We start from the raw sequence: 19,292 nt of genomic DNA, 5'->3' as shown, positions 1-19,292 counted from the left end.
TCCCTAGGCGTCAGGCACGCCCGAGGTCGTCGAATATTCGAAGTGCAGCGGCGTCTCGGGATGGATCAGCGCATAGGCCGAGCGCGCCGCGATCGCGGCTTCGGCGAAGCCGGTCAGGATCAGCTTCAGCTTGCCGGGATAGGTGACGACATCGCCCACGCCGAAGATGCCAGCCTTGTTCGTGGCGGCGGTCGCGGGATCGACCTCGATCTGGTTGCGCTCCAGCGCCAGGCCCCAGTCGGCGATCGGGCCAAGCGACATCGAGAGGCCGAAGAACGGCAGCAGGATGTCGGCTTCGATGCGTTTCGTCTCGCCCTCCAGGGTGGCAACCGTCACGGAAGTGATCTGGCCGTTATCGCCTTCGAGCCCGTGGAGCTGATACGGCACGACGAGGTCGATCTTGCCTTCCTTTGCCAGCGCCTTGAGCCGCGCCTCGCTCTCGGGCGCGGCGCGGAACCGGTCACGGCGATGGATCACCGACACGCGGCCGGCGATCTCGGCCAGCGACAGCGCCCAGTCGACGGCGGTGTCGCCGCCGCCCGCGATCACGATCCGCTTGCCGCGGAAGCTCTCGCGCTGGGTGACGTAGTAGAAGACGCTCTTGCCCTCGTAGGCCTCGATGCCAGGCAGCGGTGGCCGGTTGGGGCCGAAAGCGCCGACGCCGGCCGCGACGATCACCGCCTTGGCCTGCAGCACGGTGCCCTTGGACGTCGTCACCCGCCAGAAACTACCGGTCAGCGGCTCCAGCGCCTGGACCTGCTCGCCCAGGTGATAGACCGGCCGGAACGCGGCCGCCTGCGCCTTCAGCCGGACGATCAGCTCGGCCGCCTCGATACGCGGAAATCCCGGAATGTCGTAGATCGGTTTCTCGGGGTACAGCGCCGTGCACTGCCCGCCAGGATCGTCGAGCACGTCGATGACATGGCAGTTGAGACGGACCATGCCGCACTCGAACACGGCGAAAAGACCGACCGGCCCCGCCCCTATGATGATGACGTCGGTCTGTTGGGTGTGTCCTTTGGCCATGGTCACAAATTGGCGCAGGCGATGCGCAAATGAAAGCCCCCGGCCGCGCCTGTCTGGGCACGTACCGGGGGCCAAAATTGGTAGCTGGGGGCGGACTTGAACCGCCGACCCCGGCATTATGAGTGCCGTGCTCTAACCAGCTGAGCTACCCAGCCATGGGTGGGCGCTTTTATGCGGCAGGGCCTCGATCTGTCAAGAAAAGCGGCGGCGCGGCTCAGGCCGTTATTGGGGCACCGTCCATGCCATCCACAGGCTCGCCGAGGAAGCGCAGGATGGTTGGAGCGATGTCGACGAGGCTCGTCGCACGCCCGGCGTCTCCTTGCCCGAGATCGGGATGAATGAAGGTCAGGAACGGCCGAGTCTCGCCGGGGCCCAGGCCGCCATGGTGGCCGCAGCCGATCTCCGGTGTGCCCTCGCCGTCCTCAACCAGCCAGCGCGTGCCCGAGACGCCGAAGGGGTTGGTCTCGTCGTGGCGCGTCGTGTCGACGGCTGCGAGCAAAGCGTCGCCGGAGAGGCCTGTCGCTGCCAGCGCCTCGCCGGTCAGGATCGAGCCGGCCCATGGTTCCTGGCGCATCTTCGGCAGCAGATCGGCCACGGCCGCCCCCGCCTTGCCCGTCGCGTAGATCAGCGCCGAGGTGCCTTGCGAGGCGACGCCGATGCGGCCCTCCTTCATCTCGGCCTCGAGGCCATTGGCAGCCAGCCAGTTACCGATATGGACCGACCGGCCGATGGTTTCGTGGCCATGGTCGGAACCGACCACCAGCAGCGTGTCGAAACGGTCCTCATGCATCTTCACAGTCTCGACAACCTTCGCCACCAAGCCGTCGGTGACTTCGAGTGCGTGGATATGTTCGGGCGAGCCCAGCTGATCGTGATGCAGGGTGAGATCGGGGTTTGCTAGCCACAGGACGGCCAACCGGAAATCCTCCGACGGCACGACCTCCTCACAGAAACGCCGGGCCATCTCGATGTCGCCGTCGAGATCGTGGCTCACGTCAAGATGGGCCGCGCCGGTGAGCGGCGTACCGCCGGCGCCGAACGAACCCGCGCGATGCAGCACCGTGCCGAAATGATCCGGATCGAGGAAATACGCAGCGCCCGGCGAGACGTTCGAATAGGCGACCTGCCCGCCCGACTTCGCCAGCCGCTCGGCCATCGTGGGCACGCGCAAGGTGCGTCCCGTCACGCGGCGCATGGTCTGGCGGAAGGACGGTGCACCGACATTGTGCACGGTGATGCGGCCATCCTCGACGAGTGCCATCTGGTTGCCTTCGAGCCCATGCCGGCCGGGATAGCAGCCGGTCGCGATCGAGGCGGCGGAGACACGCGTGACCGAAGGAAAGACCGCGCGATGGTCCTCGGCGCGGCGATGTCCGGCCACAAGGCGCGCCAGGGTCGGCGTATGCGCCTCGCTGATCCATTCGGCGCCGAGGCCGTCGCAGACGACCAGGATCGCCCGTCTCGGGCGCGAGCTGTTCATCAGGCCATGATAGACCATGCCCGGCCTCAGGATATCGTCATTCCGGCTGGATGCCTGCCTGCGAAACGATGCGGTCGCTCTTCGCCACCTCGTCGCGCACGAACTGGCGGAATTGTTCGGCCGTCGAGCCGACCGGCACCGCGCCCTGGTCACGCAGCGCGCTCTGGACCTCAGCCGCCGCCAGTGCACCGACGAGCCCCACGCGCAGCCGATCCACGATCTCCTTCGACGTGCCCTTCGGCACGGCGACGCCGACCCAGGTGTTGAACTCGTAGCCGGGGAAACCCAGCTCGGCCATCGTCGGCACGTCCGGCAAGGCTTCCGACCTCGCCGACGAGGTCACAGCGAGCGCGCGCAGCTTGCCCGAGCGGACAAGCGGCACGGCCGGCGGCACGCTGCTCACCGCCATGTCGATGTGGCCGCCCACGGCATCCTGCACCAGCGGGCCCGAGCCCTTGTAGGGAATGTGCAGGAATTTGGCCTTGGCCATGCTGGCCATGAGTTCGGCCGCGAGATGCTGCGGGCTGCCGCTGCCGATCGAGCCGTAGCTGACCGTCTCGGGCTTGGCGCGTGCCGCCTCGATCAGTTCCTGCAGCGACTGCTTTGTCGACGCCGGCGCGACGAAGACCAGTGGGAAGGTCGCCACCAAGGTCACCGGCTCGAAGTCGGTGCGCGGATCGTAGGTCATGTTCTTGAACAGGCTGGCGTTGATCGCCATCTCGCTCGCCGCGCCGAACAGCACCGTGTAGCCGTCGGCCGGTGCCTTCGCGACGCTCGCGGCGCCGATCATGCCCGTGGCGCCGGGCCGGTTCTCGATCACGACCGATTGGCCGAGCACCTCCGACAGGCGCTGCGCCATCGCACGCCCCGTGATGTCGGTGCCGCCGCCCGGCGGATAGGGGATGATCAACTTCACCGGCTTGGCCGGATAAGTGTCCGCCCGCGCCGCCGCAGGGGCCGCCGCCGAGAAAGCCAGAAGGAGTGCCGCGAGGGAGTCGCGACGCGAAAAGGGTCGCTGGGAGATGTCGCTCGTCATGCCCGGCCTTATCCGGGTAACTGGTGACGCGGCGATTACAGGATTATGGAGACCGTTGGATGAAGCCGCCGCCCAGCACGCGACTGCCTGTTGAAGCGTCGTAGACGACGCAGGCCTGGCCGGGCGACACGCCGACTTCGGGCTCGACGAAGCGCACGATCGCGCCCGCCTCCGTCAGCTCGATCTCGGCGGGCCGCAGCGTCTGGCTGGAGCGCACGCGGACCTGCACCGGCAGACGCCCCTCGTAAGGCGCATCCAGCCAGTTCACGTCATAGAGCGTGATCTCGTCACGGCCGAGCGCCGCGCGGGGACCCACCACGACCCGGCGCGTCGCGGGCTCCAGCCGCACGACATAGAGAGGATCGTTGGCCGTGCCTTCACGCTCGCCCAGCGCCAGGCCGCGACGCTGGCCGACGGTGTATCGCACGATGCCCTCGTGACGGCCGACGACGTTGCCCGCCATGTCGACGATCTCACCCGGCTCGACGGCCTCCGGCCGCAGCTTCTGGACGACCGAGGCATAGTTGCCGTTCGGCACGAAGCAGATGTCCTGGCTGTCGGGCTTGTCCGCCACAACGAGATCGAAGCGTCCGGCCAGCGCGCGCGTCTCGCTCTTGGGGAGATCGCCCAGCGGGAAACGCAGGAAGTCGAGCTGCTCGCGCGTCGTGCCGAACAGGAAATAGCTCTGGTCACGCGCCGGGTCGGCGCCGCGATGCAGTTCCGGCCCCGCCTCGCCCATCACGCGGCGCACGTAGTGACCGGTCGCCAGCGCCTCGGCGCCGAGCTCGCGCGCCGTCTTCAGCAGGTCTCGGAACTTCACGGTGCGATTGCAAGCGATGCACGGCACCGGCGTCTCACCGCGCGCATAGGCATCGGCGAAGGAGTCCATCACCTCGGCGCGGAAGCGGCTCTCATAGTCGAGTACGTAGTGCGGGATCGACAGGCGTTCCGCCACCTGGCGCGCATCCTGGATATCCTGGCCGGCGCAGCAGGCGCCCGCCTTCCCCATCGCGACGCCATGGTCGTAGAGCTGCAGGGTGACGCCCACGACGTCGTAGCCCTGCTCCTTCAGCAGCGCCGCCGTCACCGACGAATCGACGCCGCCCGACATGGCGACCACCACGCGGGTGTCGCCGGGCGCCTTGTCGATACCGAGGGAATTGAGGGTGGAACTGCGGGCCATGGAGCGGCCTATATAGGCCTCGCCCCCTGCCCCCGCCAGCCGGGGCTAGTCGCGGCGGTAGCCGTTGTCGCGGACGACCTTGGCGACGCCATTGCGGTCGTAGACGATCGAAACGCGATCCCCCATCTGGATGTCGCCATCGTCGTACTGCGCCACGGTCACGCGCTGGCCGTCGTCGCGCTGTACCGTCACCTCGATGCCGCGCCGGGTCGAATTCTGGTCGATCGCCGTGCCGGCGATGCCGCCGGCCACAGCACCGAGCAAGCCGCCGACGACAGCGCCGCCCGCAGAGTTGGTGATGGCTCCACCGGCCACCGCACCGCCGACGGCACCGATGCCGCCGCCGACCAGGGTGCCGTCGTTCATGCCCGAGCCGCGGCCGCGCTTGACCGGCACTTCGCGAATGGAGACGACGCGACCGTTCTCGCCGCGATAGCTCGAGCCCTGCGAGGAGGTGTTGACGACGCCGGGCTGAACGCCATTGGGGTTACTACAGGCACCGAGTCCGATCGCGAGGACGGCAGGAACAAGAAGGCCGACGCGCCATTTGCCGAACATCTGAAAAGACACCTTTCGCACGCTTCGATCAAATCAAACGAGACGCATTCAGTCGGGGCTGCGCGACGTGTCGCGCACGACCCGTGCAACGCCACGACCATCCTGCACGATCTGTACGCGGTCGCCGAGCTGGACGTCCCCGTCGTCGCGCTGTGCCACCGTCACGCTCTGGCCGTCGTCGCGCTGGACCGTGACCTCGATGCCGCGGCCGCCGCTGCGCTGCCCGTCGGCGATCGTGCCGGCGATCGCACCGCCCACCGTGCCGAGCAGCAGACCGACAAGACCGCCGCCCACCGTCTGGCTGGTGATGGCGCCGATCGTGGCGCCGACGCCGCCGCCGATGATGCCGCCCATCATTGCGCCGTTGCCGCCGCTGTAGCCACCGCTGCCGCCCGCCAGGCCGACTTCACGGATGGAGACGACGCGACCGGGACCGCCGACCGGCGTACTGTAAGCCACCTGCGTGGGCGCTCCGGGCGGCGGTGCGCTCGCGGGGCCGCCGTAGACGGGCGCCGACGAACTCACGATGCCCGGCTGGACCGCATTGGACGCGCAGGCACCAAGTCCCGCTGCCAGCACCAGCGGCAGCAGCAGAGGACGCACTCTCGTCGCGATCATGGGGACCCCTCCCGGATCATCGTTAGTCGCCCATATTTCCGGCCAAATTACGGCGTCTGGCAAGCGCCCAAGCTAGTCGCGCTCTTCGATCCACGCGGCCTGGATCGCTTCGAGAATCTTCTCGTTGGAGCGCGCGGCATCGTCGGCGAAATCCGGCAGCTCCATCACCCAGCGGTGCAGGTCGGTGAACCGCAGGTTGACGTTGTCGGCATCGGGATGGCGCTCCTCGAGCTCGATCGCGATGTCCTGCACGTCGGTCCAGCGCAGCTTGCGGGCCATCGGCCTCTCCTACTTGTCGACCATCATGTTGCGCGTCGCCGCCGGCAGCTTGACCACCAGCCCGTCGAGCGCCTCGGTCATGCGGATCTGGCAGCCCAGGCGCGACGTATGTGTGAGACCGAACGCAAGGTCGAGCATATCTTCCTCGTCGTCGCTGGCGGGCGCCAGCTTCTCGAACCAGACGGCTTCGACCACGACGTGACAGGTCGAACAGGCGAGCGAGCCCTCGCAGGCGCCTTCGATATCGACATGGTTGCGATGCGCTATCTCGAGCACTGAAAGGCCCAGGGGCGCATCGACTTCCTTGCGCGACCCGTCCCTCAGGATGAACGTCAACTTCGGCATTTCTCGTTCTCTCTTGCTCCGCTACTCGCCGACCCGGTTTTCCAGCTCGCCCATCGACATGCCCGACAGCGCCTCGCGGATGCCGCGGTCCATGCGCCGCTCCGCGAAAGGCTTGGACAGCGTCTCGAGCGCCTCGGCCGCTGCATTGATCTCGTCCCGGCTCTCGCCTTCCATCGTCGTTTCCAACCGTGCCCGCGCCGCATCGATCGCCGCACGCTCCTCGTCGGACAGCAGCTTGCCGTCCTTCACGAGGGCCGCTTCCAGCGCCAGCAGGCCACGCCGCGCCTCGACCCGCGCCTCGGTCAGCAGGCGCAGGTTCATGTCGGCCTCGGCATTGTCCATGCTGTCGTAGAGCATGTCGGCCATGTCCTCGTGGCTGAGGCCATAGGACGGCTTCACCTCGACCCTCTGCGCCACGCCGGTCGTACGCTCCTCGGCCGAAACGGTGAGCAGGCCATCGGCATCGACCGCGAAGCTCACGCGGATGCGGGCCGCGCCGGCGGTCATCGGCGGAATGCCCGACAGCTCGAAGCGCGCCAGGCTGCGGCAGTCGGCGACCATCTCGCGCTCGCCCTGCACGACATGGATCGCCATGGCGCTCTGGCCGTCCTGGTAGGTCGTGAAATCCTGCGCGAGCTGCGCCGGGATCGGCGTGTTGCGCGGCACGATCTTCTCGACGATGCCGCCCATCGTCTCGAGACCGAGCGACAGCGGCGTCACGTCGAGCAGCAGCGTATCGCCGCCACCGGTCAAGGCCTCGGCCTGCAGCGCGGCGCCCAGCGCCACGACTTCGTCGGGATCGATGTCGGTGAGCGGCGGCTTGCCGATCATCTCGGCGACCTTGGTGCGCACCAGCGGCACGCGGGTCGAGCCGCCGACCAGCACCACGCCCTCGATGTCTGCCGCGACCATGCCGGCATCGGCCAGCACGTTGCGCGAGATATCGAGCGTGCGCGCCACGTAGGCGTCCACCATCGCGTCGAACTCGGCGCGGGTCAGCGCGTGGAACGACGGCGTGCCGGCGATCTCGAGGCGGCCCGAGGTCTGATCGCGATCGGAAAGCTGTTCCTTCATCTGGCGGGCGAGCGCGAGCGCTGCCTTGACCGCCGTCTCGTCCACCTGGTCGGCAAGACCGTCGCGCTTGCGCTCGTCCAGCATGCGCTCGGCAATGGCGCGGTCGAAATCGTCGCCGCCCAGCGCCGTGTCGCCGCCGGTGGCCAGCACCTGGAACACGCCCTTCTCCAGGCGCAGCAGCGAGAAGTCGAAGGTGCCGCCGCCCAGGTCGTAGACGGCGTAGAGTCCTTCGGAGCCCTTATCGAGTCCGTAGGCCAGCGCCGCCGCCGTCGGCTCGTTCACGAGGCGCAACACTTCGAGTCCGGCCACGCGAGCCGCATCACGTGTAGCGGTGCGGGCAGCGTCGTCGAAATAGGCCGGCACGGTGATGACCGCCCGCTCGACCGGCTTCTCGAGTGCTGCTTCGGCGCGGGCGCGCAGCGCCTTCAGGATCTCGGCGGAGATCTCGACCGGCGAGCGCGCTTTGCCGCCGATGCGCAGCTTCACCATGTCGGTCTCGCCGGTGCCTGGCTCGACCTCATACGGAAGTACGCCGGCCACGGCATGGAGATCGGCCGCACCACGCCCCATCAGGCGCTTGATCGACGCCACGACGTTGCGCGGCTCGCTGGCGATCGCGGCGCGCGCATCGTCGCCCACCAGTACGCCGCCCACCGCGGGATAGGCCACCACCGAGGGTACGAGCGCCTTGCCCGTCTCGTCGTGCAGTGCCGCCGGCGTGCCGTCGCGCGCGATGGCGACCACCGAGTTGGTCGTGCCGAGATCGATGCCGACCGCCAGCGAGCCCTCGCCGGCATGCGGCAACGGCGTTTCGCCCGGCTCGTGGATCTCCAGCAAGGTCATGCGTTCGACCGTTCAATGTTCATGCGTCGTGCCCGCGCCTCTTCGGCGAATTTGTCGAGGTAGCGCAGGCGAAGGAGCGCCTTTCTGATGGCGGCCCTGTCGTTTGCCAAGAACAAACTGGCGAGCCCCGCCAGCGCCTCCCGCACGTCCTGACGGGCCTTTGCAGCGAGACTGTCGACCGCTTCCGGCGTGCCGGCGTCATGCAGCGCCTCGCGCGCTTCCATGGCTTCCATCAAGAGGTCCGGGTCGTCGATCGTCTTACCGTCGCCCGGCAGGTCCACCCCCGCCCGCTCGGCCATGTAGAAGGCGCGGCTCAGCGGGTCCTTCAGCGTGCGGTAGGCTTCATTGACAGAAGCCGCCTCGGCCGAGGCCCGCGCCCGCTCCTCGGGCGGCTTGGACACGAAGCGGTCGGGATGCCACTGGCGCTGGAGCGCGAAATAGGCCCTGTCCAGCGCGGCTGCGTCGAGATCGAGCGCCGCCGGCAGTCCCAGCCGCGCGAAATGATCCATGATCGGTCTTCAGACGTGGAAGGATTCGCCGCAGCCGCAGCGGCCCTTCTCGTTCGGATTCCGGAACACGAAGCCCGATTTCAGCTTCTCTTCCTCGTAGTCCATCTCGGTGCCGATCAGGAACAGCGACGCCTTCGGATCGACCAGCAGCTTGATGCCATGAGCCTCGATGACCTCGTCCATCGGCTCCTGCTTGTCGGCGAACTCCAGCGTGTAGCTGAGGCCCGAGCAGCCCTTGGTGCGCACGCCGATGCGGATGCCCGCCGTCGGCTTGCCACGGCCCTCGATCATCCCCTGGATGCGCTCGCCCGCAAGCGGCGTCACCGTCATCAGCTGCGGACGGGGACGGCGCGGGCGCGGCGCGGCCGGAGCAGCGGGCGCTGCGGGCTTGGTGTCGGTGGTCGTGGTCATACGCTTGGCTCCGAAATGCGCTACTCGGCCTTCTTGGTCGCCTTGGCGCGATAGTCGGCGATCGCCGCCTTGATCGCGTCCTCGGCAAGGACCGAGCAGTGGATCTTCACCGGCGGCAGCGCCAGGTGCTTGGCGATGTCGGTGTTCTTGATCGCCTCGGCCTCGTCGATCGTCTTGCCCTTCACCCACTCCGTGACGAGCGAGCTGGAGGCGATCGCCGAGCCGCAGCCGAAGGTCTTGAACTTGGCGTCCTCGATCAGCCCGTCGGCGCCGACCTTGATCTGCAGCTTCATCACGTCGCCGCAGGCGGGCGCGCCGACCAGGCCGGTGCCGACATCCTCGGCCGTCTTGTCGAACGAGCCGATGTTGCGGGGGTTCTCGTAGTGATCGATCAGCTTTTCACTGTAAGCCATGACACTCTCCTCAATTCTCGAGCGGCGCCCGAAACGTTAGTGGGCAGCCCACTCGATGGACTTAATATCGATTCCTTCCTGGGCCATTTCCCAGAGAGGGCTCATCTCGCGCAGCTTCTTCACGTGCCGTACCAGTTCGTCGACAGCGGTATCGATCTCATGCTCGGTCGTGAAGCGGCCGAGGCCGATGCGTAGCGACGTATGCGCCATGTCTTCCTCGACGCCCAGAGCGCGCAGCACGTAGCTGGGCTCCAGCGAGGCCGAGGTGCAGGCCGAACCGGACGAAACCGCCAGGTTCTTGATGCCCATCATCAGCGACTCGCCTTCAACATACGCGAAGCTGATGTTGAGGTTGCCCGGGATACGCTGCTCGAGGTCGCCGTTGACGACGATGTCCGTGAGCTTGGCGCGCAGGCCGGTCAGCATGCGCTCCTGCAGCTTCTTCAGCCGCTTCGCCTCGGCGTCCATCTCCTTCATGCAGAGCTCGGCCGCCTCGCCCAGCCCGACGCAGAGCGGCGTCGGCAGGGTGCCCGAGCGGAAACCGCGCTCCTGGCCGCCACCAACGATCATCGGCACCAGACGAACACGCGGCTTGCGGCGGACGTAGAGCGCACCGATGCCCTTGGGTCCGTAGATCTTGTGGCCCGAGATGCTCATCAGGTCGACGTTCAGCGCCTCGACATCGAGCGGAATCTTGCCGGCGGCCTGGGCCGCATCGGTATGGAAGAAGACCTTCTTCTCCCGGCAGATCTTGCCGATCTCGGCCAGCGGCTGGATGACGCCGATCTCGTTGTTCACGGCCATGACCGAGACGAGGACGGTCTTGTCGGTGATCGCCGCGCGCAGCACGTCGAGATCGAGCAGCCCGTCGGGCTTGACCGGCAGGTAGGTGACCTCGAAGCCCTGCTGCTCCAGATGACGGCAGGTATCGAGCACGCACTTATGCTCGGTCACCGTCGTGATGATGTGGTTCTTCCGGTCCTTGTAGAACTCGGCCACGCCGCGGATCGCGAGGTTGTTCGACTCGGTGGCACCGGAGGTGAAGATGACTTCCTTCTCGTCGGCGCCGATCAGCTTGGCGACCTGGCCGCGCGCCTTCTCCGTGCCTTCCTCGGCTTCCCAGCCATAGGCGTGGCTGCGCGAACCCGAATTGCCGAACTTGTGGGTAAAATAGGGCATCATCGCCTCAAGGACCCGCGGGTCCATCGGCGTGGTGGCCTGGTAATCCAGGTAGATCGGCTGATCGTTGCGCCGGATTTGGGTAATGGCTGTCATGCTAACCCCTTGAAACTCCTACGCTGCCCTGGCCCTACTGAGGGTGTGGGGAATATCCGACTGTCGCACTCGGGTATATAGGTTTTGCCACGCGGTGATCAAGCGTTCGATGTCGGCCGCTTCGGTATTCCAGCCCAGGCTGATCCGGGTGGCGCAGGCCGCTTCCGCCGCCGGCACGCCCATCGCTTCCAAGACCGGCGACCGCTGTACCTTTCCGGACGAGCAGGCCGCGCCGGCGCTGATGCAGACACCAGCAAGATCGAGCGCCATGACCTGCGTCTCGGCCCGCACGCCGGGCATCGAAATGCAGGTCGTGTTGGCGACGCGCGGCACCTTTACACCGTAAATCGCGGCAGCAGGCGCAATCTGGACAAGGGAAAATTCAAGCCGGTCGCGCAAACCAGAGACGTCGAGGCCCTCGCCCGCGGCTTGCACTGCCGCGCCGAAGCCCGCGATGCCCGACACATTCTCCGTGCCCGCACGACGGTTGGATTCCTGCCCCCCACCAAGACGATCGGGCGACAAGGGCGCGCCCTTGCGTACCACCAGCGCGCCCACTCCGGTCGGGCCGCCGAGCTTGTGGGCGGACAGGCTGAGATAATCGACGCCGAGGCCATGCAGGTCGACCGGGACCTTCCCGGCTCCCTGAACCGCATCGCAATGGACCAGCGCGCCCACGATCCGTGCCAAGCGCACGACCTCGGCGACCGGCTGCAGCACCCCGGTCTCATTGTTGGCCAGCATCACCGACACGAGCGCCGGCTCGGCCGACGCCGAGAGCCCACGCTCCAGCGCCGCGAGGTCGAGAACGCCGTCGCCGTCGACCGGAAGGATTTCCGCGTGCGGCACGGCACGCCGCACGCTGTCGTGCTCGATGGCCGAGACCAGCACCCGCCTGCGGCCGGCACCCGACAGGGCCAGATTATTCGCTTCGGTGCCGCCCGACGTGAAGATCGTCTCGGTCGGTCGGGCGCCCACGAGGGCAGCCACGTCGCGGCGCGCCCTGTCGACGATCGCCCGCGCCTTGCGCCCGATCCCGTGGACCGACGAGGGATTGCCGCCCGCACGCAGCGCTTCGACCATGGCGTCGAACGCCGCCGGCCTCAGGGGGCTGGTGGCGTTGTGATCCAGGTAAGCGACGACGGCGGACATCGGGCTTTGCGACCTAGCTGGCCGCAGCCATCGACGGTTCGGAATTGGCCGCGGCCGGCGGCGCATCGAGCAAGCGCGTCGTCAGCTTGCGCTCCAGCACGTCGAGCAGGGTCACCGAGCTCAGGAACAGGTGGATCTGGTTGCCAAGCTCTTCCCACAGGTCGTGGGTGAGGCACTTGCTGCGGTCGGCCCGGCAGCCGGTGGCGCCCATCTCGGTGCAGCGCGTGGCGCTGATCGGCTCGTCGACCGCCAGGATGATTTCGGACACCCTCGTGTCCGCCGAGCCCCTGGCCAGGCGATAACCGCCGCCGGGACCGCGCACGCTCTTCACCAGGCCGGCACGGCGCAGGCGGGCAAAAAGCTGCTCCAAATATGACAGGGAGATTTCCTGGCGGGTGGCGATATCCGACAGGGAAACCGGCTTGGCCTGGGCATGGCGAGCCAGATCGACCATCGCCATCACAGCGTAACGTCCCTTGGTGCTGAGCTTCACAGCATCCTCCTCACGGCCAGAATCGGCCGGTCTTCGTCATGGAAACGCCTAAAGTTCTTGAAAACCAAAGCGTTACTACGATATGCCAGCCCCCCAGACAGGGGTTCTGGGCAAAAACCAACTGCGTCGCTCGGATTTAATTAATCCCAGCGGGTTGGTCAAGTATCGAGAATCCCCCGCTACCATTGCCAGGTCAGTTACGACCGGAGGGTCGATCAGGGTGAAGAACCGGAGTCTCGATGCCTGACGTGATGTTCACTGGCCCCGAAGGGCGTCTCGAGGGTCGCTATCACCAGAGCAAGGAAGAACGCGCGCCGATCGCGCTGATCCTGCATCCGCACCCGCAATATGGCGGGACGATGAACCACAAGGTCGTCTTCTCGCTGTTCCACGTCTTCGTGAATCGCGGCTTCTCGGTGCTGCGCTTCAACACGCGCGGCGTCGGCCGCAGCCAGGGACGCTTCGACAACGGCATGGGCGAGCTGTCCGATGCGGCAGCCGCGCTCGACTGGCTGCAGGGCATGAACGCCGACGCCAAGTCGTGCTGGATCGCGGGCTACTCGTTCGGCGCGTGGATCGGCATGCAGCTCCTGATGCGTCGCCCCGAGATCGACTGCTTCATCTCGGTCGCACCGCCGGCCAACTCCTACGACTTCGCCTTCCTCGCCCCCTGCCCGTCCTCCGGCCTGATCGTCGGCGCGGAAAAGGATGAGGTCGTGCCGCAGGCCGACATCCAGAAGCTGGTGGCGCGCCTGTCGCTGCAGAAGGGCATCACGGTCGAGTCGCGCACCATCAAGGGCGCGAACCACTTCTTCCACGACTCGCTCGACAAGCTCGCGGTCGATGTCGACAAGTACGTCGCCAAGAGCCTGCTCAATCCGCCGGGTCGCGCGACGAGCAACAAGGAGCCCTGATCTAGGGCCCCCTGATCAAGGATCGTTCAGCCGGCCGCCCGTCATCGGACGCGGCGCGCCGGTGGTCCCGGGAAACGTCAGCGGCAAGCCGCGCAGGGATCGCACGGCAAGAAACGCGAAGGCCTGCGCTTCCAGCGCATCGCCGTCCCAGCCGAGATCCGCAGCGGTCACGACCTTGCCGTTCGTCTCCTCGGCAATGGCGCGCAACAAAGTCGGATTGCGCGCCCCGCCGCCGCAGATCACCCATTGCGACACCGGCGCCGGAAAGTGCTTCGACGCCAGTGCGATGGCGCGCGCCGTACCGCGCGTCAGCGTGGCGGCGCCGTCGGCGACGCTGAGGCCATCGGCCCAGGTGTCGTTGAAGTCGCCGCGATCAAGCGACTTGGGCGGCACCTTCGCGAAGAAGCGATGCTCGGCGAACCGCTCGACCCTTGCGCGATCGACCTTGCCCGCCGCCGCCAGCGCCCCGTCCCTGTCGTAACGCTGTCCGGCTCGGCGTGCGCACCAATCGTCGATCGGCCCGTTGCCCGGTCCCGTGTCGAAGGCCAGCAGCGAACCGTCGGCGCCGATCCAGGTGACATTGCCGACGCCACCAATGTTCACGACGGCGAGCGGCCGCGGCAGGTCCGCCGCGAGGGCGGCATGATAGACCGGGACCAAAGGCGCGCCCTGCCCGCCCGCCGCCACGTCGGCCGTGCGCAGGTCGTTCACGACCCGAACACCCAGCGCGCGCGCGAGCGCCGCGCCGTCGCCGATCTGCCAGGTAAAGTGGCGATCCGGCTGGTGCGTGATCGTCTGACCATGGAAGCCCACGAGGTCGAGCGTATCGGACGCGATGCCCGTCTTCCCGGTCCAGGCGCGCACGGCAGCCACATGCAGGTCCGTGACGACCTGCTCGGCCGCGCGTGTCGCCTCGGTCTCTGCCGTGGCGCCGAACGCCGCACGGATGGTGCGACGGGCCTCGTCCGGATAGGGCATCGTCAGGCTGGGGCCGAACGAGGTCACGCGCTCGCCGTCGGTCTCGATCAGCGCCACGTCGACGCCGTCGACCGAGGTGCCGCTCATCAGGCCGAGGGCCCGCAGGAAAGATGAAGCCATGGGGGGAATGTGTTACACCCCCGGCGCCTTCAGGGACAATCAGCCAAGCAACGGACCGAGCGGAAGATGTCGGGTTTCAAGTCGGATTTCATGCGCATCGTGCACGAGCGCGGCATGGTGCATCAGTGCAGCGACACCGCACGCCTCGACGAGCTGCTGTCGAGCGGCACCCGCACGGCCTATATCGGTTTCGACTGCACCGCCGACTCGCTGCATGTCGGTCACCTGCTGCAGATCATGCTGCTGCGCTGGTGGCAGAAGAGCGGCCACAAGCCGATCGCGCTGATGGGCGGCGGCACGACCAAGGTCGGCGATCCGTCGGGCCGCGACGAGACGCGCCAGCTCCTCACGACGGCGCAGATCGACGCCAATATGGCGAGCATCAGGAAGAGCTTCGCCAACTACCTCAGCTTCGGCGAGGGCGCGACCGATGCGGTGATGGCCAACAATGCCGAGTGGCTGGACGGCCTCCTCTACATCCCGCTGCTGCGCGACGTCGGCCGGCACTTCTCGGTCAACCGCATGCTGACCATGGACTCGGTGAAGCTGCGGCTCGAGCGCGACCAGCCGCTGTCGTTCCTCGAATTCAACTACATGATCCTGCAGTCCTACGACTTCGTGGAGTTGAACAAGCGCCACAACTGCATCGTGCAGATGGGCGGTTCGGACCAGTGGGGCAACATCGTCATGGGCGCCGATCTCGGCCGCCGCATGCAGGGTGCCGAGCTGTTCGCGCTGACCTCGCCGCTGCTCGCGACGGCATCCGGCGCCAAGATGGGCAAGACGGCCGCGGGCGCCGTTTGGCTCAATCCCGAGCGGCTGTCGCCGTACGATTTCTGGCAGTACTGGCGCAACACCGAGGACGAGGATGTCGGGCGCTTCCTGAAGCTCTTCACCGACCTGCCGCTGGCTGAGGTCGCGCGTCTCGCGGCGCTGCAGGGGCAGGAAATCAACGAAGCCAAGAAGATCCTGGCCACCGAGGTCACCACCCTCGCCCACGGCAAGCAGGCCGCCGAGAGCGCCGCGGAGACGGCACGGCGCACCTTCGAGGAAGGCGCCAAGGCCGACACGCTGCCGACCGTCGAGGTGGCGCGTGCCAAGCTGACGGCCGGAATCGCTGCGTTCGAGCTGATGCACGAGGCAGGCCTGGCCGAGAGCAGGAACGAGGCCCGCAAGCTCATCAAGGGCGGCGGCGGCCGGCTGAACGACAAGCCGATCGCCAACGACACGGTGACGGTGGGCGAAGCCGATCTCGGGTCCGACGGTACATTGAAGCTGTCGGCCGGCCGCAAGCGCCACGTCCTGGTGCGCGCCGTCTAGTCCCATTCAGGGGCAGCGATCAGGGCGCGCGCTGCATCTCCGGTGACCCCACCGGCTGGCCCGGCGGCGGCGGCGTGCCGGCACCCGGCGCCGAGTTGAAGAGATCACGCAGGGCACCCGGCGCCATCGCCGACATCATGTTGACGTCCGTCTTCAGGTCGTCGAACGGGCCGTGAACCTGATAGGAGACGGCGAACATGCCGCCGTCCTTGCCGCCGGTCAGCAATGGCCCGAGCAATGGCACGTTGGACAGGAGATTGTTCAGCGCGAAGGCCGGCACGACGATGCCGTTCAGCAAAGCCGTGTCGTTGCCGAGGTCGATGGTTCCCTGAGTCGTCAGCCCGATCGACTGGCCGCTGGTGCGACCGTTGCGGACCTCGATGCGGTCCCCCGCTTTCCTGAGACTGGCGCTCAGACTGTCGAACTGCTGCAGCGCATTGCCCGCGGCGTTCAGGCCGTCGATCGCCGAGTTGAGCGTGCCGATATCGCGGCGGGCCGTCACCTTCTGGAGCCGGTAAGGCCCCATCTTGAGCGTGCCCTCGAGCGGCGGATCGGCCCAGGTGTCGTTGAACTTCCCTTCGATATGCAGGTAGCCGTTGACCAGCCCGTCGATCCAGCCCGCCTCGCTCAGCAATTGGCCGAAGTCGGCGACGTAGAAGAACAGCGTCCGGCCTTGCCCGTTCGGCGTGACCCGAAAGGTCGAGCCCTTGCCGCCGCCCATCGTGAGATCGGCGGAAGCGACCCGGTCTCCGATCAGTTCGAGGCGGCCGTTGAGGTAGCCGAGGGATCCGCGCTTCAGGACGACGTTCTGCAACTGCACCGTGGCCTTGGTGCTGGTGCGCGACACCGAGGCCGCGCCCTTCGGCTCCCGTACCGCGACCTCGTTGCGAGCGTTCAGCATGTCGCGCACGCGCTGCAGTTCGAGCGACTGTCCCTTGATGGCAAGGTCGACGCCGCCCGGATGGCGCCGCCAGTCGACGGCCATGTCCGTCTGGCCGAGCTTGACCTCCTGCAGGCTGACCTGCTGGACGCCGCCGTCGCCGCCGAATCGCACTTGCCCCTTGGCCTGCAAGCCCCCGCCGCGGCCATCGAAGTCGGCGGTCGTGATCTTGCCACCGGCGGCCAGCTTCAGCGTCATGGTCGCGAGCGCGTCCGTGCCGGCCTCCTTGCTCCAGGCCAACGGCATGACGTTCAGTTTCGCCGCCTTCATATCGAAGCGGCCGGTGACTTCGCCGGTGCCGTTGGGAGCGACCTGATAGTTCAGCACCGTGCCGACCGGGCCGACGACATAGGGCTCGACCGGCGGGAACCCCGCCTTCTCCACGAAGGTCGAGGGCACGGTGCCCTTCACCTCGTAGCGCCGGCGGAAGGGCGCCTTGGCCCCGAACAGCTCGCGCCAGGTGACGTCGACGGTGCTGCCGTCGAGCTTGCCCTGCCCCGTGACGCTCAGCTCCGAATTGCCGTACTTCACGCGCGCCGTCGCATCGGTCAGATCGACGTCGCCAATCACGTCCTTCAGCGCGAAGGCGGTAAGCTGGGCATCGGCGGCGACCTCGATCTCCGCGACGGTCAGCGCATCGATCAGCGGGAAGCTCAGCGACACATCGACTGCCGCCTGACCGCCCAGCCGCCGATAGTCATAGAGCGATTCCTTGGGCAGGCCGAGCTTCGGGCGCTCCAGGAAGCGCATGACGTCCTGCGCCGAACCGCTGATGGGAAGCCGGATCGCCGCCATCTGCGGCGACGGCTTGTCGAGGCCCGTCAGGTCGATCGTGCCGTCGGTCACCTTGAGATTCTCCGCGCCGCCCCGCGCGATATCGAAATGCAGGCTGCCGTTCTCGTAGCGGGCCTTCCCCGAGACATCCTGCATCTCGGGCATGTGCGGCATATACCGCACGGTCAGGCCGCCGTAGTCGAGGAACGCCGCCATGCGGTCCATCTTGATGTCGGTGATATTGTCGACGGGCGCGCTCAACGCGAATTCGGCAGCCACGTCGATGGTACCCGCGGTGACATTGGCGATCGCCCATCGTCGACCGCCTTCCGCAAATTCCATCGGCCAGTAGTCGGCCAGCTTTTCGACCGGAATCTGCCGGATCTCGGCGCGGCCCGCGAAGTGACGGGTTTCCGAGGCACGATGACCGGCGCCGGTGATGACCACCTTCGCGGCGCCAAAATCGAAGTCGATCCGCTCGATCTTGGAGGTGTGCTCGACATTGTCGATGCCGAAGCGCGCGCTCATCGAGTGCACCTGATGCGTGACCGGCAGGATGCCCGGCAAGGTCACGCTGCCATTGCCGCCGGTGATGTCGACTCCCACCGTCTTGATCTCACCGCCGCCGGTTCCCTCGATCTGCAGGCGGCCGGACAGGGCGATGTCGACGCCCCGCAGGATGGCCAGGTCGGACGATAAATCGGCGAAGATCCACGGCTTGAAGCCCGAGATATTGGCCTCCAGCGAGATGCGGCTGCGGTCGCGCGTATAGACGCCGGCCAGCGAGAGGTCGACGGGATCGCCATGCCCCACGAAGCGGGCATTGGCCGTGATGAAGACGCCGGCGGCGTCACGCCGGAGTTGCGCGCTGGCGTCGGGCGCATTCCAGGTCAGGCCCGTTTTGAGGTCCCGGATCGTGACGTTCGCCCGCTCGACCAACACCGAATCGAGCTGGCCGATCAGCGACTTGTAGTTCGGCTCGGCCAGCAGCTGGTCGACCAGGATCGACACCGCCTCGCCCTGCGAGCCACTTTCCTGCGACGTGAAGATACGCTTGAAGACGCCGCCATCGCGCGCAATGTCGGCCTCGATGGCCGGCCGCGTGATCGTGATCGAGGTCGGCAGCAGCATGCCCTGGACGACTGCACGCGGTTCGAAGGTCAGTGCCGCCTCCGGCGCCGTGGCGATGACCTGATTCTTTTCGTTCGTGAAGCGCAGGTTGGTGAAGGCCAGCCGGACAGGCCGACTGATACCGCTCCACTCGAAGAATATCTTGTCGAAATCGGGATGGATGTCGTTGCCCGGCACATCGATCAACTTGGCGATGCGCGGCTTCAGGAAGTCGAGATCGACCGGGCCTGACATCAGGCGCAGCGCGACGACGACAACCAGCGCGGTCAGGACGAGTACCACACCGACCGTTACACGCGCGACTACCCGGCAGGTCCGTCTGACCAAACTCTACTCTTTCCGTTCCTTGACGATGGCGACGCGCTTGGGCAAGCGTGCCGGTGACAATGAGAATTTACCTGTCGACGCATTGAATGTCTT

19 protein-coding genes and 1 tRNA gene are annotated in these 19,292 nt (G+C 67.0%); 2 read left to right on the top strand and 18 right to left on the bottom strand.

Annotated features, from left to right (window positions below):
• Nucleotides 1-3 precede the first annotated feature (3 nt).
• The 16 genes from AC1ROX_RS17780 to AC1ROX_RS17705 form a co-directional block, all read right to left on the bottom strand.
• Nucleotides 4-1,026: an NAD(P)/FAD-dependent oxidoreductase gene (locus AC1ROX_RS17780; protein ID WP_493127498.1), complete on the bottom strand. Its 1,023-nt coding sequence runs from the start codon at nt 1,024-1,026 to the stop codon at nt 4-6.
• 78 nt (nt 1,027-1,104) lie between these two features.
• A tRNA-Met gene (locus AC1ROX_RS17775) sits at nt 1,105-1,181 on the bottom strand.
• A gap of 59 nt (nt 1,182-1,240) precedes the next feature.
• The gene (locus AC1ROX_RS17770) at nt 1,241-2,524 is read right to left on the bottom strand and encodes an alkaline phosphatase family protein (protein WP_493127496.1); all 1,284 of its coding nucleotides are present in this window, start codon (nt 2,522-2,524) and stop codon (nt 1,241-1,243) included.
• Between the two features lie 19 nt (nt 2,525-2,543).
• Nucleotides 2,544-3,542, bottom strand: a complete 999-nt coding sequence (locus tag AC1ROX_RS17765; protein WP_493127494.1) for a Bug family tripartite tricarboxylate transporter substrate binding protein — start codon at nt 3,540-3,542, stop codon at nt 2,544-2,546.
• Between the two features lie 43 nt (nt 3,543-3,585).
• Nucleotides 3,586-4,725, bottom strand: a complete 1,140-nt coding sequence (gene mnmA, locus AC1ROX_RS17760; RefSeq protein WP_493127492.1) for a tRNA 2-thiouridine(34) synthase MnmA — start codon at nt 4,723-4,725, stop codon at nt 3,586-3,588.
• Nucleotides 4,726-4,770: 45 nt separating this feature from the next.
• Nucleotides 4,771-5,283: a hypothetical protein gene (locus AC1ROX_RS17755; RefSeq protein WP_493127490.1), complete on the bottom strand. Its 513-nt coding sequence runs from the start codon at nt 5,281-5,283 to the stop codon at nt 4,771-4,773.
• 48 nt (nt 5,284-5,331) lie between these two features.
• Nucleotides 5,332-5,901, bottom strand: a complete 570-nt coding sequence (locus tag AC1ROX_RS17750; protein ID WP_493127488.1) for a hypothetical protein — start codon at nt 5,899-5,901, stop codon at nt 5,332-5,334.
• A gap of 72 nt (nt 5,902-5,973) precedes the next feature.
• Nucleotides 5,974-6,180, bottom strand: coding sequence for a Fe-S cluster assembly protein IscX (iscX, locus tag AC1ROX_RS17745; RefSeq protein WP_493127486.1), 207 nt, complete (start codon nt 6,178-6,180; stop codon nt 5,974-5,976).
• 9 nt (nt 6,181-6,189) lie between these two features.
• Entirely contained in the window at nt 6,190-6,525 is a 336-nt protein-coding gene (locus tag AC1ROX_RS17740; protein ID WP_493127484.1) for a ferredoxin family 2Fe-2S iron-sulfur cluster binding protein, read from the bottom strand.
• A 21-nt stretch (nt 6,526-6,546) separates the two neighbouring features.
• Nucleotides 6,547-8,442: a Fe-S protein assembly chaperone HscA gene (gene hscA / locus AC1ROX_RS17735; RefSeq protein ID WP_493127482.1), complete on the bottom strand. Its 1,896-nt coding sequence runs from the start codon at nt 8,440-8,442 to the stop codon at nt 6,547-6,549.
• Nucleotides 8,439-8,951, bottom strand: a complete 513-nt coding sequence (gene hscB, locus AC1ROX_RS17730) for a Fe-S protein assembly co-chaperone HscB (RefSeq protein WP_493127480.1) — start codon at nt 8,949-8,951, stop codon at nt 8,439-8,441. The genes hscA and hscB overlap by 4 nt, the downstream gene beginning before the upstream one ends.
• Before the next feature lie 9 nt (nt 8,952-8,960).
• Nucleotides 8,961-9,362, bottom strand: coding sequence for a HesB/IscA family protein (locus AC1ROX_RS17725; protein ID WP_493127478.1), 402 nt, complete (start codon nt 9,360-9,362; stop codon nt 8,961-8,963).
• A gap of 20 nt (nt 9,363-9,382) precedes the next feature.
• Entirely contained in the window at nt 9,383-9,775 is a 393-nt protein-coding gene (gene iscU / locus AC1ROX_RS17720) for a Fe-S cluster assembly scaffold IscU (protein ID WP_493127476.1), read from the bottom strand.
• Between the two features lie 36 nt (nt 9,776-9,811).
• Nucleotides 9,812-11,050 (bottom strand): IscS subfamily cysteine desulfurase, encoded by a 1,239-nt coding sequence (locus tag AC1ROX_RS17715; RefSeq protein ID WP_493127474.1) that lies wholly within the window; start codon nt 11,048-11,050, stop codon nt 9,812-9,814.
• An 18-nt stretch (nt 11,051-11,068) separates the two neighbouring features.
• Nucleotides 11,069-12,202, bottom strand: coding sequence for a cysteine desulfurase family protein (locus tag AC1ROX_RS17710; RefSeq protein ID WP_493127472.1), 1,134 nt, complete (start codon nt 12,200-12,202; stop codon nt 11,069-11,071).
• 13 nt (nt 12,203-12,215) lie between these two features.
• Nucleotides 12,216-12,695, bottom strand: a complete 480-nt coding sequence (locus tag AC1ROX_RS17705) for an Rrf2 family transcriptional regulator (RefSeq protein ID WP_493127470.1) — start codon at nt 12,693-12,695, stop codon at nt 12,216-12,218.
• Between the two features lie 239 nt (nt 12,696-12,934).
• On the opposite strand from AC1ROX_RS17705, the gene AC1ROX_RS17700 reads away from it, so the two are divergent.
• The gene (locus AC1ROX_RS17700; RefSeq protein ID WP_493111156.1) at nt 12,935-13,609 is read left to right on the top strand and encodes an alpha/beta hydrolase; all 675 of its coding nucleotides are present in this window, start codon (nt 12,935-12,937) and stop codon (nt 13,607-13,609) included.
• Nucleotides 13,610-13,624: 15 nt separating this feature from the next.
• Here the strand turns inward: AC1ROX_RS17700 and AC1ROX_RS17695 are convergent, their stop codons facing one another.
• Entirely contained in the window at nt 13,625-14,707 is a 1,083-nt protein-coding gene (locus tag AC1ROX_RS17695; protein WP_493127468.1) for an anhydro-N-acetylmuramic acid kinase, read from the bottom strand.
• Nucleotides 14,708-14,773: 66 nt separating this feature from the next.
• Here AC1ROX_RS17695 and tyrS point away from each other — a divergent pair, with 66 nt between their 5' ends.
• Nucleotides 14,774-16,027 (top strand): tyrosine--tRNA ligase, encoded by a 1,254-nt coding sequence (gene tyrS, locus AC1ROX_RS17690; RefSeq protein WP_493127466.1) that lies wholly within the window; start codon nt 14,774-14,776, stop codon nt 16,025-16,027.
• 19 nt (nt 16,028-16,046) lie between these two features.
• Here tyrS and AC1ROX_RS17685 read toward each other — a convergent pair whose 3' ends face one another.
• Nucleotides 16,047-19,154, bottom strand: a complete 3,108-nt coding sequence (locus AC1ROX_RS17685; protein ID WP_493127464.1) for a YhdP family protein — start codon at nt 19,152-19,154, stop codon at nt 16,047-16,049.
• Nucleotides 19,155-19,292: the final 138 nt, after the last annotated feature.

The organism is Reyranella sp. GW821-FHT14A01, assembly GCF_058803965.1.
The sequence above is the reverse complement of the archived record's forward strand: the minus strand, read 5'-3'. Positions and strand labels throughout refer to the sequence as shown.

Excerpts from the sequence above, each read along its gene's own strand:
- AC1ROX_RS17740 (WP_493127484.1), bottom strand. The coding sequence starts at position 6,525 with ATGCCGAAGTTGACGTTCATCCTGAGGGACGGGTCGCGCAAGGAAGTC.
- AC1ROX_RS17750 (WP_493127488.1), bottom strand. The coding sequence starts at position 5,901 with ATGATCGCGACGAGAGTGCGTCCTCTGCTGCTGCCGCTGGTGCTGGCA.
- iscX (WP_493127486.1), bottom strand. The coding sequence starts at position 6,180 with ATGGCCCGCAAGCTGCGCTGGACCGACGTGCAGGACATCGCGATCGAG.
- iscU (WP_493127476.1), bottom strand. The coding sequence starts at position 9,775 with ATGGCTTACAGTGAAAAGCTGATCGATCACTACGAGAACCCCCGCAAC.
- AC1ROX_RS17770 (WP_493127496.1), bottom strand. The coding sequence starts at position 2,524 with ATGGTCTATCATGGCCTGATGAACAGCTCGCGCCCGAGACGGGCGATC.
- AC1ROX_RS17710 (WP_493127472.1), bottom strand. The coding sequence starts at position 12,202 with ATGTCCGCCGTCGTCGCTTACCTGGATCACAACGCCACCAGCCCCCTG.
- AC1ROX_RS17765 (WP_493127494.1), bottom strand. The coding sequence starts at position 3,542 with ATGACGAGCGACATCTCCCAGCGACCCTTTTCGCGTCGCGACTCCCTC.
- AC1ROX_RS17700 (WP_493111156.1), top strand. The coding sequence starts at position 12,935 with ATGCCTGACGTGATGTTCACTGGCCCCGAAGGGCGTCTCGAGGGTCGC.
- AC1ROX_RS17780 (WP_493127498.1), bottom strand. The coding sequence starts at position 1,026 with ATGGCCAAAGGACACACCCAACAGACCGACGTCATCATCATAGGGGCG.
- tyrS (WP_493127466.1), top strand. The coding sequence starts at position 14,774 with ATGTCGGGTTTCAAGTCGGATTTCATGCGCATCGTGCACGAGCGCGGC.
- AC1ROX_RS17755 (WP_493127490.1), bottom strand. The coding sequence starts at position 5,283 with ATGTTCGGCAAATGGCGCGTCGGCCTTCTTGTTCCTGCCGTCCTCGCG.
- mnmA (WP_493127492.1), bottom strand. The coding sequence starts at position 4,725 with ATGGCCCGCAGTTCCACCCTCAATTCCCTCGGTATCGACAAGGCGCCC.
- AC1ROX_RS17715 (WP_493127474.1), bottom strand. The coding sequence starts at position 11,050 with ATGACAGCCATTACCCAAATCCGGCGCAACGATCAGCCGATCTACCTG.
- AC1ROX_RS17695 (WP_493127468.1), bottom strand. The coding sequence starts at position 14,707 with ATGGCTTCATCTTTCCTGCGGGCCCTCGGCCTGATGAGCGGCACCTCG.
- hscB (WP_493127480.1), bottom strand. The coding sequence starts at position 8,951 with ATGGATCATTTCGCGCGGCTGGGACTGCCGGCGGCGCTCGATCTCGAC.
- hscA (WP_493127482.1), bottom strand. The coding sequence starts at position 8,442 with ATGACCTTGCTGGAGATCCACGAGCCGGGCGAAACGCCGTTGCCGCAT.
- AC1ROX_RS17725 (WP_493127478.1), bottom strand. The coding sequence starts at position 9,362 with ATGACCACGACCACCGACACCAAGCCCGCAGCGCCCGCTGCTCCGGCC.